Annotated in this window: 18 protein-coding genes and 3 tRNA genes; 10 read left to right on the forward strand and 11 right to left on the reverse strand. The window is 37.6% G+C overall.

Annotated elements, in window-relative coordinates:
* Positions 1-41: 41 nt before the first annotated feature.
* The 9 genes from rpoD to rpsF all read right to left on the reverse strand — a co-directional run bounded on the left by rpoD (position 42) and on the right by rpsF (position 9,110).
* Entirely contained in the window at positions 42-2,000 is a 1,959-nt protein-coding gene (gene rpoD / locus B4C08_RS06505) for an RNA polymerase sigma factor RpoD (protein WP_296664082.1), read from the reverse strand.
* A 3-nt stretch (positions 2,001-2,003) separates the two neighbouring features.
* Positions 2,004-3,806, reverse strand: a complete 1,803-nt coding sequence (gene dnaG / locus B4C08_RS06510) for a DNA primase (RefSeq protein ID WP_296664083.1) — start codon at positions 3,804-3,806, stop codon at positions 2,004-2,006.
* Between the two features lie 6 nt (positions 3,807-3,812).
* Positions 3,813-4,868 (reverse strand): endolytic transglycosylase MltG, encoded by a 1,056-nt coding sequence (gene mltG / locus B4C08_RS06515; RefSeq protein WP_296664084.1) that lies wholly within the window; start codon positions 4,866-4,868, stop codon positions 3,813-3,815.
* Positions 4,865-5,809, reverse strand: coding sequence for an MBL fold metallo-hydrolase (locus B4C08_RS06520; RefSeq protein WP_296664085.1), 945 nt, complete (start codon positions 5,807-5,809; stop codon positions 4,865-4,867). Before B4C08_RS06520 ends, mltG begins: the two co-directional genes overlap by 4 nt.
* A 73-nt stretch (positions 5,810-5,882) precedes the next feature.
* The gene (dnaB, locus tag B4C08_RS06525; RefSeq protein WP_295800330.1) at positions 5,883-7,211 is read right to left on the reverse strand and encodes a replicative DNA helicase; all 1,329 of its coding nucleotides are present in this window, start codon (positions 7,209-7,211) and stop codon (positions 5,883-5,885) included.
* 143 nt (positions 7,212-7,354) lie between these two features.
* Positions 7,355-7,876 (reverse strand): 50S ribosomal protein L9, encoded by a 522-nt coding sequence (rplI, locus tag B4C08_RS06530; protein ID WP_295800335.1) that lies wholly within the window; start codon positions 7,874-7,876, stop codon positions 7,355-7,357.
* Positions 7,877-7,944: 68 nt separating this feature from the next.
* Complete coding sequence (gene rpsR, locus B4C08_RS06535; protein ID WP_295800339.1) at positions 7,945-8,259, reverse strand: 30S ribosomal protein S18; 315 nt, start codon at positions 8,257-8,259, stop codon at positions 7,945-7,947.
* A gap of 48 nt (positions 8,260-8,307) precedes the next feature.
* Positions 8,308-8,796 (reverse strand): single-stranded DNA-binding protein, encoded by a 489-nt coding sequence (locus B4C08_RS06540; RefSeq protein WP_296664086.1) that lies wholly within the window; start codon positions 8,794-8,796, stop codon positions 8,308-8,310.
* Between the two features lie 23 nt (positions 8,797-8,819).
* On the reverse strand, positions 8,820-9,110 hold the full coding sequence (gene rpsF / locus B4C08_RS06545; protein WP_295800344.1) for a 30S ribosomal protein S6: 291 nt from the start codon (positions 9,108-9,110) through the stop codon (positions 8,820-8,822).
* Positions 9,111-9,521: 411 nt separating this feature from the next.
* Between rpsF and B4C08_RS06550 the strand changes: the two genes are divergently transcribed.
* From B4C08_RS06550 to B4C08_RS06590, 9 genes are all read left to right on the forward strand, one after another.
* Positions 9,522-9,800: an HU family DNA-binding protein gene (locus B4C08_RS06550; protein WP_295800347.1), complete on the forward strand. Its 279-nt coding sequence runs from the start codon at positions 9,522-9,524 to the stop codon at positions 9,798-9,800.
* A gap of 183 nt (positions 9,801-9,983) precedes the next feature.
* Positions 9,984-10,328 (forward strand): helix-turn-helix domain-containing protein, encoded by a 345-nt coding sequence (locus B4C08_RS06555; RefSeq protein ID WP_295800350.1) that lies wholly within the window; start codon positions 9,984-9,986, stop codon positions 10,326-10,328.
* 72 nt (positions 10,329-10,400) lie between these two features.
* Positions 10,401-10,474: transfer RNA gene (locus B4C08_RS06560), tRNA-Val, on the forward strand.
* An 8-nt stretch (positions 10,475-10,482) separates the two neighbouring features.
* Positions 10,483-10,555, forward strand: a tRNA-Pro gene (locus tag B4C08_RS06565).
* Between the two features lie 190 nt (positions 10,556-10,745).
* Positions 10,746-10,818: transfer RNA gene (locus B4C08_RS06570), tRNA-Phe, on the forward strand.
* An 80-nt stretch (positions 10,819-10,898) separates the two neighbouring features.
* Positions 10,899-11,048: a hypothetical protein gene (locus B4C08_RS06575; RefSeq protein ID WP_296664087.1), complete on the forward strand. Its 150-nt coding sequence runs from the start codon at positions 10,899-10,901 to the stop codon at positions 11,046-11,048.
* 56 nt (positions 11,049-11,104) lie between these two features.
* Complete coding sequence (locus tag B4C08_RS06580; RefSeq protein WP_296664088.1) at positions 11,105-12,142, forward strand: S66 family peptidase; 1,038 nt, start codon at positions 11,105-11,107, stop codon at positions 12,140-12,142.
* Between the two features lie 6 nt (positions 12,143-12,148).
* On the forward strand, positions 12,149-12,703 hold the full coding sequence (locus B4C08_RS06585; RefSeq protein ID WP_296664089.1) for a GNAT family N-acetyltransferase: 555 nt from the start codon (positions 12,149-12,151) through the stop codon (positions 12,701-12,703).
* An 18-nt stretch (positions 12,704-12,721) separates the two neighbouring features.
* On the forward strand, positions 12,722-13,837 hold the full coding sequence (locus B4C08_RS06590) for a class I SAM-dependent methyltransferase (protein ID WP_296664090.1): 1,116 nt from the start codon (positions 12,722-12,724) through the stop codon (positions 13,835-13,837).
* Here the strand turns inward: B4C08_RS06590 and B4C08_RS06595 are convergent.
* Both B4C08_RS06595 and rpmE read right to left on the reverse strand, forming a co-directional pair.
* Positions 13,824-15,278, reverse strand: a complete 1,455-nt coding sequence (locus B4C08_RS06595) for a DUF3943 domain-containing protein (protein WP_296664091.1) — start codon at positions 15,276-15,278, stop codon at positions 13,824-13,826. The genes B4C08_RS06590 and B4C08_RS06595 overlap by 14 nt on opposite strands.
* 84 nt (positions 15,279-15,362) lie before the next feature.
* Positions 15,363-15,578: a 50S ribosomal protein L31 gene (rpmE, locus tag B4C08_RS06600; RefSeq protein WP_013701421.1), complete on the reverse strand. Its 216-nt coding sequence runs from the start codon at positions 15,576-15,578 to the stop codon at positions 15,363-15,365.
* A 204-nt stretch (positions 15,579-15,782) separates the two neighbouring features.
* Here rpmE and B4C08_RS06605 point away from each other — a divergent pair, with 204 nt between their 5' ends.
* Positions 15,783-16,436: an HAD family hydrolase gene (locus B4C08_RS06605; protein ID WP_296664092.1), complete on the forward strand. Its 654-nt coding sequence runs from the start codon at positions 15,783-15,785 to the stop codon at positions 16,434-16,436.
* Positions 16,437-16,492 lie beyond the last annotated feature (56 nt).

Here is a 16,492-nt window from a genome sequence, read left to right on the forward strand (position 1 = left end):
TATTTTACACAATTTCGACTTTTATGTCTACACGATTTCCTTTAAGAATCAATGTAGTCCCTAAGACCGCTTGAACGGCGCGGATGTCTAAGTCTTCTTAAAGCCTTTGCTTCAATCTGGCGGATTCTTTCCCTTGTTACATTGAAATAAAGACCTACTTCTTCAAGCGTAAGAGAATATCCGTCATCAAGTCCGAATCTCATTTTTAAAACTTCCTGCTCACGCTGCGGCAATGTGCTTAAAACAGAACGAAGCTGTTCCTGAAGCAATGTATACGCAGTCTGGTTAGCAGGATTTTCAATTTCCTTGTCCTCAATAAAATCTCCCAAAGAAGAATCTTCTTCCTCTCCAATCGGAGTTTCAAGAGAAATAGGCTCTCTAGCAACATTTTTAACTTGCTTTACACGCGCAAGAGGCCATGAAAGCTGCGCTGCAATTTCTTCATCAGTCGGTTCTCTTCCATATTTTTGCATAAGCTGTCGGCTCTCGCGGACAACTTTGTTTATCTGCTCAATCATGTGAACCGGAACACGGATTGTTCTTGCCTGATCAGAAATAGACCTTGTAATCGCCTGCCGAATCCACCAAGTCGCATAAGTTGAAAATTTATAGCCTTTGCGATATTCAAATTTTTCAACAGCCTTTATAAGACCAATATTTCCTTCCTGAATCAAGTCAAAAAGCTGAAGTCCGCGGTTTGTGTATTTTTTTGCAATTGAAACAACAAGTCGAAGGTTTGCATTTATAAGCCGGTTTTTTGCCTGTTCAAGCTGCAATCTTCCGCGCTCGATTTCCTTCTTCATTTCAAGAATTTCATCAACGGAATTTTCAAAATCGTATTCAAGTTCGCGGAGTTTTCGGTCAATTTTCTGAATTTCAGTATAATCAGAACGAATTTCATCAGCAGTCATAGCAAGCTCTTTTTCAAGCTTTGCGGATTCAGTTCTGATTGCAAGACGACGGCCAATTGAACGAAGACCAACAGCATCCGTAATCCGCAGTTTTTTCATGCGGCGCTCTTGAATCAAGTGGTACTCGTCAATTTTTTTTGAAGCCGTAATAAATTTTGCGCTGAAAGTTTCAATTTCTTCAGTTTGGAGATCTGCATTTAAAAGCGATTCTTTTATAAAATCTCTTACTCGCTTTAAATTTTCATCAGAAAAAATATTTATTGTAGGATCTTCAGAATGAAGCTGTTTTTTCAATGCCATGTATTCAGACATTTGCTCGCGAATCGGCTTAACATATTCAACATAGCAGCTTCTCAAGCGGCGACGTTCAGCCATAAGCTCGTTAATTTCTTTTCTGGCTTTTCCAGGCTCATGAGGATCTATTTTTTTATAAATTGTGTGGCAAATCTGATAAAATTCAGGAATAATCATGCCGGAATTTCTTATGACATTTTTTATTATATTCTGACCGTCTTCCATTTGCTTTGAAAGAATGACTTCCTGCTCTGCCGTAAGAAGATTTTCTTTTCCAATTTCACGCAGATAAAGCCTGATTGGATCATCAATTCCAGATTCCTTGTCATTTGAAACAAGACGGTGCTTTTCGTCAAACTTAGAATCATCTTCGGAATCAGAAAGAGAATCCTCGTCGTCCTCATCTTCCTCCTCTTCATCGTCCAGAAGATTGTCCTCTTCCATAACCTGAATATTGTTTTTTGTAAGAAGCTGAAGAACCTCCTCCATTTTTGGAGAATTCACAAATTCAGGCGTTAAAATTTCAGTGATTTCGTCCCATGAAATAATCTGCTTGCTGCACGCATAGTCCAAAAGTTTTTTTACATTTGGATCAAGAACTTCTTCTGAATCCTGCTCGGAATCCGCAGACTCTTCCTCATCTTCTGAATTTTCTTCTTGATCAGAGTCATTTTCTTCTGATTCATCAAATTCGGTTAAATCCGCAGTTTTTTTGTTTTTTTCTGATTTTGATTCAAGTGATTTTTTTTCTTTTTTAACTGATTCAGATTTTTTTTCAGGTGACTTTCTAGCCATTGATTAATCCTTCAAATTTTCAATTTGGAAATCAAGTTCCATTTTTTGTTTTGCAAGTTCCGCTAAAAGAGCCTTGTCTTCCGGCAAAATACTCCTCGACAAAGAGGAAATTTTTTCCATAAGATACATTTTTTTTCGCTTGTAAGCATTTCTTTTCAAGTAATTTATACAACTTTCGGCAGATTCTTGAATTCGCCCAGTATTTTTGCTTATAGCTTCAATTATAAGCTTTCTGAAATTTTCCTGATCTATCCGGTTAAGTATATTGCTTACTGAAAAAGAACCGTTTTTCTGGCACTCTTGCATAACAGCAAAAAGTTGCTTGGAATAACTGTCCGACAAATCATCAACAGAAACACATTCACGCATTTTTTGGAAAAGACTGACATCTTCAGTTACGGCTGTCATAACAGCTTGCAGTTCAGCGGTTACTTTAATTTTTTCAGAATCCGCCTGGTTTTTCTGCTCCGTAATTACATTTCTAAAACGGTATGAAACCTTGTCCCGGTTGAAATAATCCCTTCGAGCAGCCTCCTTTTCTATACCGTATGTCTGGCACAACTGATCCAGACAGGCATCTTTCTGAACATCCGACTGCAAAGAATCTATGTACTCAAAAAAATCTAACGACGCCTTAGACTTGCCCATAGGGGTATCTTTAGGATAGAGTTCTTGCAGTTTAGACAACAGATAATCAGAATCAAATATAGCATTATTGACTTCATTCGTCAAGTATTCAGCCCCGAAATTCAGCATAATTTCAGCAGGATCTTTTCCGCCGGAAAGCCTTATCACTTTTACAGCCACATCTTGTTTTCTGCACATAAGAATTGCGCGTCTTGTAGCTTTTTGTCCAGCCCCGTCAGAATCAAAAGAAAGATAAATTTCTTCAACAAAATGCTTTACAAGTGAAATTTGCTCATCAGTAAGAGATGTTCCCAAAGGAGCGACCGCCCAAGTAATTCCGCACTGATGATAAGCAATGCAGTCCATGTAGCCTTCGCAAAATATTACTTTGCGCTTTTCTCGTATTGAAGATTTTGCAAAATTAAATGCATAAAGAGTGCTTCCCTTTTTATATTGAATCAAATCGCCGGAATTAAGATATTTAGGAGACTTTTGAGCATCGCCGCGCAAAAAACGTCCGCCCATAGCTACAATATCTCCGTCCTTGTCAAAAATCGGAAACATCAGCCTGTCTGAAAAAAAAGCGCAGTCCGGATAATTTTTACTAAAAAGACCTGAATTATTCAAAAAGTCTTCGGAATAATTTTTTTTCAAAAGGAACTGCTTTAGCCATTTTCGGTCTGAAGGACTGTAACCAATTTTGAATTTTTCAAGTGTTTCCTGAGAAAGTCCTCGCTTTAAAATGTAGTCAAGTGCAAATTTTCCGGCTGGAGTTTCCATAAGCATATAGTGAAACATTCCGGCAACTCTTGTATACAAATTCTTATATTCATCCTTGATTTTTGAAGCTGAAGAATCAAAACTTTTTGCAGAACCACTTGAATATGAAAGCTGAACCCCTGCTTTTTTTGCAAGAAACTCCACTGATTCAACAAAAGAAATCTTTTCCATCTCCTTTACAAAATCAAAGACATTTCCAGAAGCTCCGCAACCAAAGCAATGGTAAAATTTTTTATCTTGTGAAACACTGAACGAAGGAGTTTTTTCATTATGAAAAGGACAGCAGCCCCACCAGTTTGAGCCGCGCTGTTCAAGAGAAACGTACTCGGAAACAAGGCTGACAATATCAGTTTTTTCCGCAACTTCGTCAATTGATTCTTTAGCTATCAGACCGGGCATTTGATTTTAAAAACCTTTTGAATAGTAATTTGTATTTTCCGCCGCCTTATGCTGGTCAAAATTCTTTGAAAATGTATGGCGTCCAGTCGCAGGGTCTGTGAGAACAAAAAAGTAATAGTCGGTTTTAGCAGGATTAAATGCAGCTGTCAACGCGACAAGCCCGGGATTTGAAATAGGCCCTGCAGGAAGTCCTGCCCACTTGTAAGTGTTGTAAGGACTGTCAATCTTTAAATCATCGTAAGTTATGCGCTCTGGATGCGGCTTTCCTTGAATTTCAGTCAAAATATACTCAATTGTGGCGCAGGAATAAAGTCCGATTCCATGCTTAAGTCTGTTTGTAAAAACACTGGAAATAATAGGAGCTTCAGACTTGACTCGGTACTCGCGCTCAACAACCGAAGCCAAAGTAACAAGCTCATGCAGTTCCAAAGGAGAGAGCTCTTTAGCTTCTAAAATTTCTGCGGTTTTAGAAAAAAAGTTGTCAGCCATAATGCAAAGAACATCCTGCGCTTTCATTTGAGCTATAAAAAAATAAGTGTCAGGAAAAAGATAGCCTTCAAAATTCTCGGCTGGAATTTTATATTTTTCCAAAAGTTCTGAATTCTTGCAGTAAAACAAAAAATCTTCAGCGGAACAAATATTTTTATCCTCAAGAATTCTTGCAATTTTTGACATTGTAAGGCCTTCTGGAATAACAACAGAAATATATTCGCTTGCACCAGACTGCAAAATCAAGTAAATTTCTTTTAACCCCATCGAAGTGCTTAAAGTATATGAGCCGCTTTTCAAGCTGAATGGCTTTGTTCTGTCAAAAACACTGAACCTTGCGGCATAATAAAAAGCATCAGCCGATTTCACAAGCCCTTTTTCCTTTAAAAGAAGCGAGATTTTTCTTACAGAAGCTCCAGAAGGCACGCTGATTTTTTCAACACGGCTATTTTCCACGGAATCAACAGGCTTGACAACATAAGCCCACATTCCAAAAGCTGCAACAAAAAGAATTGAAAGCGCCGCCAGAATCCATGTAAAAAAAACAACAATCTTATATAAAATCCGTTTCAAAGCTGAATTTCCTGACCTTCTTTTGAAATATAAAGATTTAAATTTCCATTCGACTTATATTTTTTGTAGTTGTTTCCAGCATCAAGAATTGAATCAAGTTTTTTATCATCGTAATTCGGCTCATGGTGAAAAAAGTAAAGGTTCTTGATATTCCAGTTAGAAGCAAAATCTATTGCGGAACTAAAAGAGTTGTGCCCCCAGTTCACTTTTTTTGCAGCCTCCGGATTTGTATACTGGCTGTCAAAAACCAAAACATCAGCATTTTCAAAAAATTTATTTCTTGTGCAATTCTTGTCAAAATCTGAAGTCTGAAGCTCAACATCCGTGCTGTAAATAAAGCGTTTTCCGTCCTCTTCAAATGAATAAGAATATGAATCTCCCGGATGAAACATTCTGTGGCATTCTATTTTAAGACCGCCGATTTCTATTGGAGTTCCTTCTTGCATAAAATGAAACGAAAGCTGATTTTTCACAGATTCAAAGCAAGCATTTATTGGAAAATACGGAAGGCTGCTCTGACGCTCAAGATATTCCTCGGCATTAGCAAAAGGTGTATAAATGTCGATTTTTGAATTAGGCGAAAAAGACTGTCCGAAAAACGGAAATCCTTGAATATGATCCCAGTGAAAATGCGAAAGAAAAATATTATAATGCCTACTTTCCGGCTGACGGCCAGCAACAGAAAATTCCCTTAGACCAGTTCCGCAGTCAAGCAAAAAAAGCTCGTCTGATTTTGACCTAAGTTCTATGCAAGGAGTGTTTCCGCCTATAGTTCCATAAATCCATTCAGGCAGAGATGAAAGGAATTTCATTTTTGACTCGGCGCTTTCCAAATCCTTTGGGGAAATACGGGAAACAACGGCTGCAATTTTTGCCTGTACCTGAGCATTTTTCAGCGGCGTAGGCAAAGACCCCCGAACTCCCCAGAAATGAATCAGCACTTTCATCCTCCATAAAATTCCGTAGAATTTTTGAGATTATAGTATACAGAAATTGAAACAAACTGTAAACAGATTATTCCTTGCTTTTGTTTTCAAATTTCGTATAGCTTGAAAGGAAAATAACATCAACATCGCCAATCGGACCGTTGCGCTGTTTTGCCACAATCAGCTTTCGCTCTTGAACCGGATTATAGCCTTCATTGGTTTCCTTATTGTCGTTCCGCTTTCCGTGAATAAACATTACCATGTCGGCATCCTGTTCAATCGAGCCAGAGCCTCTAAGCTGTGCAAGATTCGGCTCTTCTCCTTCTGCTGCTCTTGCAACTTGGCACAAAACAACAATCGGAATTTCAAGTTCGCGCGCAAGGCTTTTCAAGGACTTTGAAATTGCAGACTGCTGTTCAAAAAGCTGGGCATCAGGATTTTCGCTAGTAATAAGTCCAATATAGTCGATAAAAATAATCTGAACTTTCTGATTGACTTTCATGCGCCTTGCCATCGCCCGCAGATCAAGAAGCTTCATGTTCGGCGTGTCAACAATATAAAGAGGCGCATTGTAACATTCTCCCGCCGCATCCTGAAGTTTTTTAAAATCTTCTATTTTAAGCATTCCGTTTCTAAGCTTTGTTCCAGGAATTCTCGCAATCTGAGAAAGAAGACGCTGAGCAATCTGATCCGCAGACATTTCCAAGCTGAAAAATCCGCACGGAATTCCACGGTCAATCGCAATGTTTTGCATCATGCTCAATGCAAGGGCAGTTTTTCCCATTGAAGGGCGCGCGCCAATTATAATCATTTCGCTGTTTTGAAAACCGCTTGTCATGCTGTCAAGATCGTTAAGTCCAGATGGAATTCCGGAAAACGCATTTTTATTTTTGTATCTCGTATCGATTATCTGAATAACTTTAGGCACAACATCTTTCATTGCAAGAACTTGCGCAGATTGATTTATATCAGTGAGCTTGAAAATCTTCTGCTCTGCATCTTCAAGAATAGAGCGGCTTTCTTTTGTTTCATCAAAACTGGATGCTTTTATTTCAGAGGAAATTTTTATAAGATTCCGCCTAGTAGACTGGTCAAGAACAATCTTAGCGTAATAGTCAACATTCGCGCTTGTGGGAACAATATCCGTTAAAGAGGAAATATACGCTACTCCGCCGGCAGCCTCAAGTTTTCCATTTTTTGTAAGGTCATCAACAAGAGTCAGTAAGTCGCCTTTTATTCCAGCTGAAAAAAGATGCATCAAGGATTCATAAATAAGCTGATTCTGCTGACTGTAAAAATTTTCGCTTCGCAAATATGTTACAACATCGCTTACAGAGCTCCAGTCCAGCAAAAGAGCTCCAAGAACAGCCTGTTCTGCCTCAACATTATGAGGAGGTATCTTATCTTTTAAATCCATTTTTCCTCTTTGCAATAGCACGGTCAAGGCAAAATAACGACAAAAACCTCGACTCGTCCATTTTTACGGTTTCAGTAAACCCTAAATAAAAAAAACCGCAAGAAAAATCTCACGGTTTTATTTTTCCTAAGCAATTTTAGACATTACTCAGACTTTGCCTCTTCAGCTGGAGCCTCATCCTTTTTTGCAGGAGCTTCTTCCTTCTTAGCAGTTACATCATCCTGTGATTTTACTGTAACTTTTACTTCAGCTACTGTAGTTTCATAAAGATGAACTTTTACAGAATAAGAGCCTGTATTTTTGATTGTGTGTCCAGGAATTTCAACTTTCTTGCGCTCAATCTCAAATCCACTCTTCTTGTAAAAGTCAGAAACTGTCTGATTTGTAACAGCTCCGTACAATTTGCCATTGTTTCCAGCAGGCATAGAAATAACAACTTCAAGAGCCTCAAGTTTTTCCTTCAAGCTCATGCTGTCCTTGCGCTTCTGTTCCTTGCGAGCTTCAATTTCAGCCTTTTTTGTAGCAAAATAAGCTTCTGTTTCTGGCGTGCATGGAACTGCAAGCATACGAGGGAAAAGATAGTTGCGGAAATATCCATTTGCAACATTCTTTACATCACCCATTTCTCCAAGGTGTTTTACATCTTCATTAAGAATTACTTTCATTTTTTCAAGCTCCTATAAAATTTTAGTTTTACGCAGCTCCACCAGGAGTTGGTTTCACTGCTAAAAAATTAGTCTGCAACAAAAGGAAGAAGACAAATTGCACGCGCACGTTTAATTGCAGCTGCAACTTCTTTTTGGTGTCTTGCACAAGTTCCAGTTATGCGGCGCGGAAGAATCTTGCCACGTTCTGTTGTAAAGCGGCGAAGTCCATCTGCATCTTTGTAATCAATTTTTCCCTTGTTTGCGCAAAAGCGGCATACTTTCTTGTGTGAGAAAAATTTTCCTTTTCCACGAGCCCCACGAACTTCATCTTCACGTCCTGAATCCTGAAGCTGCTCCTGTGTTACATTTGTATTTTCGTTTACTTCTTTTTCGTCTGCCATAATATAGCTCCTGTTTTTAAGAGTTTTTTTTAAACTGCGGAAACCGAATTAAAACGGAATATCTTCAGGGAAACCAGCGTTGTCTCCGCCAAAAGCTTCTGAAGAAGGCTCATATCCGCCGCCGGAAGACTGATTTTGAGAATAAGAAGCGCGCTGCTGATAACCCCCGAATGAATCAGAGCCGCCGTTATTCTGACTTCCAGAAGACCTTGAGCCCAAAAGCTCAACTGAGTCAGCAAGAATATTTACCCTGCTGAATTTCTGTCCGTCTTTTTCCCATCTGTCCTGACGCAAAGAACCTTGAACCGCAATTTGTGTTCCTTTAGTAAGATACGGCTTGATACCTTCCGCGCCTTTTCCGAAATATGAAACATCGAAAAAGTTTGCCTCGCTGACCCACTGGTCTCCATCTTTTTTGCTGCGGTTTACAGCAATAGAAATAGAAGCTACAGCAGTTCCGCTGTTAAGATACCTTAATTCTGCGTCTCTTGTAAGTCTTCCTACAATAACAACGCTGTTTATATCAGAAGTCGCCATAATCTACTCCGGAATTTTTTGTCTTATACGTTCTTTGATTCAATTAAAACAAAAAGATATTTCAAAAGATTGTTGTTGAATTTGAATTTACCGTCAAGCTCAATAATTTTAGCAGGATTCAATTTCAGTGTAAAAAGAACAAAGTGTCCGCGTTTCTGTTTTTTTACTTCGTATGTAAGATCACGGTCGCCGAAAACTTCCTCTTTTTCGATTTCTGCGCCGAAACTTGCAAGGTCAGCTCTAAGAGTTTCAAGACCGGCCTTAGATTTTTCTTCCTCTAAAGGAAAGATTGTCATAAGTTCATACTTTCTCATCGTATGTTTCTCCTTATGGTCAGAATGGGAGCCGCATACGCAACTCCAAGGGGTAATTGATATTAGCAGTTTTTATATGGATAGTCAACGAAACTTCAAAAAAGTTCAGTATTTTTTAGAAAAATTTAATTTTGCACTAGAGTTTTTATAAATATTCAAGTATACTCTTGTCTATTGCATTTTGAAAAATACCAAGATCTTATTTTTTTAAGTTCGATGTGATTTCAAAAGTTTTTACATTAGGAGAGTGCAATAAAAACTTCGTCTGAAATAGCGTCAAAGTTTTTATTCACAAGTTTGCGTTGCAAACTTCCTTATCAACTGCATATTCTCATTTCATTGCGAATATGCTCAAAAAAGCCAAATCGGAAATTGAAATTTCCTCATTGACTTTTTATGGGAGAAAAAAAAATGAACAAAGCTGAACTTATTGAAAAAATGGCAAAATCGACAGGGTTGCCAAAAAAAGACACAGAAAGCGCGCTCAAATCATTTCTTGAGATTGTTTCAAAGGAACTTGAAAAAGGACATGACGTACAGCTCATCGGATTCGGAACATTTTCAGTTGGAAAAAGAGCGGCAAGAGAAGGACGCAATCCTGCAACTGGAGAAACTATCAAAATCGCAGCTTCAAAAACACCAAAATTCAAGCCTGGAAAAGCACTCAAAGACCGCTTGAACAAAAAATAAAAAATCAGTTTCAAAAGTTTTTGCAATTCATAGAATAAATTTCAATGTTTTGCAAAAACAATCTTTCCTTTCAAATATCAGCAATAAAAAAACATATTACTTAAACTGACAATTTAATCAGCACTTAATTTTGCAATTGCAGATTTCTTCTTTTCACTTAAACTGCAAGTATAAAATTGCCTCATGGACAAACCTAGGGATTTATGCAAAATTTTGGGCTCAAACATCCGCTGTTACAGAATAAAATTAAAAATGACGCAAGAGGAACTGGCAGAAAAATCAGGAATAACATCGGTAGGAATTTCAAAAATTGAAACAGGAAAAACCTGGCCTAAAAAAGAAACTATAGAAAAGTTTTTGGAAATTTTAGAAGTAAAGCCGTTTCAGTTATTCACGGAAACAAAAGAAGACTTTATAAAATACAAAAACATCGTTACAGAAACAATATCCGAGCTAGTTGACAAAACTTTTTCCGAGCAGAAAAACACATCCAAGCGAAACAGAAAAAATTTCAAGTTAAAGCATTAATTTTTTTTGAGTTTTTCATATTTTTCTATTGACAAAAAAGTGATGACTTGTTAATATAGCGACACTTGAAACGGGCTCTTAGCTCAGCTGGTACGAGCGTCTGGTTTACACCCAGAATGTCGGGGGTTCGATCCCCTCAGAGCCCATTTCGTTTCGGGACGTAGCGCAGCTGGTAGCGCATCTGGTTTGGGACCAGAGGGTCGCAGGTTCAAATCCTGTCATCCCGATTTAAAAGACTTGTCTTATTTGGGCAAGTCTTTTTTTTTATTTTAAATTATTTTTTTTGGGTTGACTGGAATTTTTCATGTCTTAGAAAAGTTTTATTTTATAATCCCAAAATAAAAATAATTTTTGAAATTTTTCAGGTTTTTCTATTGACATAAATAATAAAAAACAATATAGTCGTATACATCAATTGCCGGTGTAGCTCAGCTGGTAGAGCGGAGGACTGAAAATCCTTATGTCGTCAGTTCGATTCTGACCGCTGGCAATTTCAAGCACTCTTTTAAAAGGGTGCTTTTTTTATTTTTACGGAAATTCACAATGGATGATGAAGAATATTATTCAGCAATGAAAAGACAATACTCACCTGTTTTTCATAAGTCAAAAAAGCAAAAATTTTCAGAATGGAATTCATTGCATGGAAGAGAAGATGCAGAAATGCTGAACGAGCGTGAACGGGAAAAAGAAGCACCGCCTGAAAACAATGCAGAAAACTAGAAAATTTCTCAGAAAAAAGAATTTATTTTTTTTTGCGTAAATTATATAATCGCAGAATGAACATAAGAATTCCGCCTTCAATAAAAAAAGGCTGCACAATCGCCGTAACAGCTCCTTCATTTGGATGCACAACAGAACCCTACACTTCCCGCTTTAATTTTGCAAAGAAAAAATTTGAATCTCTTGGCTACAAAATTTTTGCAGGAGAAACTGTATTTAAAAGCGACGGAAAAGGAATTTCAACAGATCCAAAAAAAGCAGCAAAAGAACTCGAAGATTTTTATTGTTCTGATGAAAATTCCGCAGTTATTTCTGCAGGCGGCGGAGAAATGATGTGCGAAACAGCCGGCTTCATTGACTTTGAAAAAATTTCAGTTGCACAACCAAAATGGTTCATGGGATATTCCGACAACACAAATTTTACATTTCCTTTAGTAACAAAATGCAAAGTCGCGGCAATTTACGGACCGACAATCACAGGTTTTGGAAAAAAATGGCAAACACCTGAACTTTATTCTCTTGGACTTTTGGAAGGAAAAATAAAAGAAATTTCTGGATTTGAAAAATTTCAGCTTCCGAAGAACGACAGCGATTCTACAGAAAATCTTGAAAATTTAACTTACAATCTTACAGAAAAAAAAACACTCAAAATCTTTCCAGGAAAAAATGATTCAGTAAAAATGGAAGGAGTCCTTTTAGGAGGCTGCCTTGATGTTCTTGCAAATTTGTGCGGAACAAAACTTGACAGCGTAAAAGAATTTAACCGCGGCGCAGAAAAAATTATCTGGGTTCTTGAAAGCTGCGACGGAAATCCAGCGGAAATTAGGAGGCAAGTATGGCAATTAAAAAATGCCGGCTGGTTTGAAAAAGCTTCAGGATTTATAATCGGACGTCCGCTCGCTTCTCTTGGAAAAGAAATTTTTGGAATAAATCAGCACAATGCAGTTACAGACATACTTTCAGAATTTAATCTTCCGATAATAATGGACGCTGACATTGGGCACGTAGATCCTGCTGTTCCTATTGCAATGGGAATTCCTGCGGAAGTTTTTGCGAACAGAAAAAATTTCACGATAAAATACAAATGGAGCTGAATTATCATGGAAAATTTTTCAATCAGAATCGCAGAAGAAAAAGATGCAAAAGAAATTCACGACATTTATGATTACTACGTAAAAAATACAGTTGTAACTTTTTCAACTGAAAATCCGTCAATCGAAGAATACAAAAAGCAAATTGCTGAAACAAAAAAAAATTATCCGTATTTTGTCGCGCAAGATTCAAACGGAAGAATTTGTGGATTTATCTACGGACATCAGTTAAGACCTCACGAATCATATAAATGGAATGTTGAATCCACTGTTTATCTTTCCCCAGACGCTCCAAAAAGATGCGGAATTGGAACTGCGCTCTATAAAAAATTTATGGAAACTCTTTCACGCCAAGGATTTAAATATGTCTACGGCGTAATAACTTCAGAAAACAAAATAAGCATTTCAATGCACAAAAAACTTGGGTTTAAGGAAATCGGAAACTTTCCAAATGCAGGAAACAAAAATGGAAAATGGTACGGAATTTCATGGATGCAAATGCAGCTAAGCGAAATCTCTGAAAATCCAAAAGAACCTATTCCGTTTTCAGAATTTAAAATTTAACTGGAGAAACTACTATTTATGGAAGAAAACAAAAACCGTTACCAAGGCGAACTTTTTTTCAACAGAATTTCAAAAAATCAGAAGCACCTGAAAAAATGGGCAAGAAAAAATAGAATTTCATGCTATAGAATTTACGACAAGGACATTCCAGAAATTCCGCTATGCCTTGACGTTTACACATTTCTTCCAGAATTCGTTGAAAACAAAATCGACGCGGCAAAATATAATTCCGAGCTGAATTCTGCAATAAGTGAAAACGGGCAAAAAGCGAGGGAACTTTTAGCGCAGGAAAAGCAAAGAACTTACGCAAGACTTTATCTTTATGAACGTCCTTACGAAAAACCTTTTGAAGAGGAAGAACTATGGCTGAAGGAAATGAGCCTTCAAACTTCAAAGGCGCTGGAAATTCCAGAATCCAATGTAATAGTAAAAATGAGGAAAAGACAGCGTGAAGACGACAGCGGAAAACGAAGCCAGTACAAAAAGGCAGAAGAATCAAACAGCATAAAGGGAATTATTTTTGAGCAAGGCCAGCTCTTTTTTGTAAATCTGACAGACTATATAGATACAGGTATTTTTTTCGATCATAGACCGCTCAGGCTAAAAGTACGCGAAAACTGCAAAGGAAAACGTGTATTAAACCTTTTTTGCTACACAGGAAGTTTTTCAGTTTATGCTGCTGAAGGAGGAGCATCTTTTGTTGAAAGCGTTGACATGAGCAACACTTACACTGAATGGACTAAAAACAACCTTAAGATGAATGATTTTTTGGACACACCGAGCTACAAAACTACACGAATGGACGTTATTCATTATCTTGAAGAAAAATCAAAACAAATAAAAGAAAATGAAAAATTCGATATAATAATTCTTGATCCGCCGACTTTCAGCAATTCAAAAAATACAGACACCACGCTTGATTTAAATAGGGACTGGCCAAAGCTAATAGAAAACTGCTCAAAGCTTTTAAGCTCAAAAGGAATTCTTTATTTCAGCACAAACAGCCGCAAGTTAAAAATGGATGAAAAACTTCTTCCGCCTAAAATGTCAGCAGAAGAAATAACAAGCTCAACAATCCCCGAGGATTACAGAAATTCTAAAATCCACAGGGCTTGGAAAATCACATCAATTTGAATCGTGCATAAAAGTTGACTGCGTTCAAAACTGAAAAAACATTTTCAACATTATCGTAGTCAGCATATTTTATATAGAAATCATCAGAGAGTCCCAGTGAAACTTTCTTAGAGACAGGAAACTCTACAGCGGCTTGAGAAAAAGCAAAATATTCCCAGCCAGTGTCATCGCAATCCTGCTTTTGTGCTTTATACTTGTACATTGCATATCCGTGAACAGTCCAGTCAAAAACGAAGCCAGAATGCGCATTATAAGCAATCTTTTCAACAATCTCAGCACCAGTTGTATATCCGTAATCGCAGGAAACATAATCAGGCTTAGGAACAATTCCACGGCGCAAGTAATAATAATCAGCTGTTCCCATTATAATTCCTGCCAAATGGGACTGCCAGACAAAAGCTCCGTTTTCTGTGTTTATCCTCTGCTTTATGGCGAAACCAGGCGCAAGTGAAGAAAATTCCATGAACGAATGCCACATAAAATCATACTCAAGGACAAGCCCGATAGTTGTATCTCGGTTTTCCCCAAAATCAGGATTTCTAGCAAAAAGCATTCCGTTGCTGAAAATATTTATGCTGTACATGATTTTTTCTTCTGTGGAATCCGCGCCTTCACCAGAACCAAGACCTGCAGAACCTTGCATTGAAAGCTCAAACTGGCTGTACGGAGTATTTGAGTCGTGCCCATAAGGGTCGTCATACACAACATCAAGTCCAACAGTTCCATAAGCCGGGAAAAATTCAGAACAATTGTCGTAAGGGTCTTTTAGCCAAGTATTTGCAAAAGCAAGTCCAAATCCAGTTTTTAAAGAAAAACTTTGCAAAAGTCCGCTCGGTCCTTGCGGGGCTCTTTTAAAAACCGGATCAGTATAAAGTCTAAGCGGGTTCGCAACGTAGCCAAGAAATTTGTGTCCTTTGGCATTTGCTTCAAGACCAAGCCTGTAAACCATTTCTCCTGTAGCAAAACCACCAATTGGAGTATATGTAAGATCGTTTGTTGACGGGGAATTTGTTTCAAAAAAGTATTCCCACATAAAAGAGCCTGCCGCTGAAACAAGCAAAGACTCAAACCAATTCAAATTTGAATTTCTCGCAGCCAGATAATAAAGTCCGCCCTGATAAGGATGCAGAACAAAATTTGTCCAGTACCAGTCGCGGTCAAACTTTATTTTCCTATTCCAAGGCTCTTTTATATCGTCCCAGTAAACTTGAGCCCAGCTAGCTCTTGCAGGACCAAAACGGTTCCATCCGGCAATAACAATATTTGAAAGCAACATTCCACCAGCAGCGACAAAATAGTGTTTTTTTGAATCGAACTCGACAGTCTCACTTGAAAAATCCACGGAAACATCTGTCTTTTCTGCACTTTCAGCAGTCTGCGCAAAAACATTAAAGGCAAAAACAAAAGAACACAAAGTTAGAATTATTTTTTTTAACTTCATAATAACATTCTCCAGTAAGCTTTGGATAAACCTAAAAAAAAAGCAGGCTTATTGCAGCCTGCTTCAAAATGTAAAAGAACAAACTTATTTTGTTTCTGTAGCTTTTACACCGTAGCGCTTGTTAAAGCGGTCAATGCGTCCAGCTGTATCAACAAGCTTCTGCTTTCCTGTATAGAAAGGATGGCAGGCAGAGCAAATTTCAACATGAATATCTGATACTGTTGAGCGAGTCTCAATCACATTGCCACATACACAAGTGATTTTTGTAAGTTTGTAGTCTGGGTGAATTCCCTTTTTCATAACAACTCCTGTTCTTGCCCGGCATTAAAGAAAGACCGGTCAGCACTACATACACTTAAAAAAGTAGTGTTGTATCATTCCCTTACCGTTATCTAACAAATTAACGCCACAAGATAATTTTATTGTTCATCTAGTATATAAAAACAACATCTCATGGTCAATATTCAAATTGAAATTTCGCTAGAATTTTCCTATAATCTCCACATGAAAAAAATAGAAGCATTTGTATTTGATATGGACGGAATTCTTCTTGACACGGAAAGCATCTGTGAAAAAACTTGGATAAAGGCAGGAAAAGAATTTGGAATTCAAGACGAAAAAGCCATGGAACTGTTCAAAAAATGCATCGGAACAAACAAAAACGACACATTCAATATTCTAAAAACTTCTCTCGGAGCTGATTTTTCGGTTCAAAACTTTATGGAGCAAACTTCAATTTTTTTCTCAGAAATTGAAAAATCAGAAGGAATCGCGCTTATGCCTTTTGCAAAACAAACGCTTGAATATTTAAAAGGCAAAGGTTACAGACTTGCACTCGCATCTTCAACCAGAGGTCCAGTCGTAACAAGGCAGCTGAAAAACGCAAGCCTGCTTTCATTTTTTGAGTCACTGTCAACAGGAGATAAAGTTTCACATTCAAAGCCAGATCCTGAAATATACAAACTTGCCTGCAAAAGTTTAAATCTTCCGCCTGAAAAATGCGCGGCAGTAGAAGACAGCCCAAACGGAATAAAAAGCGCAAAATCCGCTGGACTTTTTACAATCATGGTTCCAGACAGAATAGAGCCAGATGAAGAGCTTTTAAAGAAAGTTGATTTTGTTTGCTCAAGTTTAAATGAAATTAAACTGAAGTTTTAAAATTGTGAGCTTTGCTAATAGAAAAAGAAAATTTATTGTAAAAACCATTGCCAAAA

It is taken from the genome of Treponema sp. UBA753, assembly GCF_002297325.1.
GTDB lineage: Bacteria > Spirochaetota > Spirochaetia > Treponematales > Treponemataceae > Treponema_D.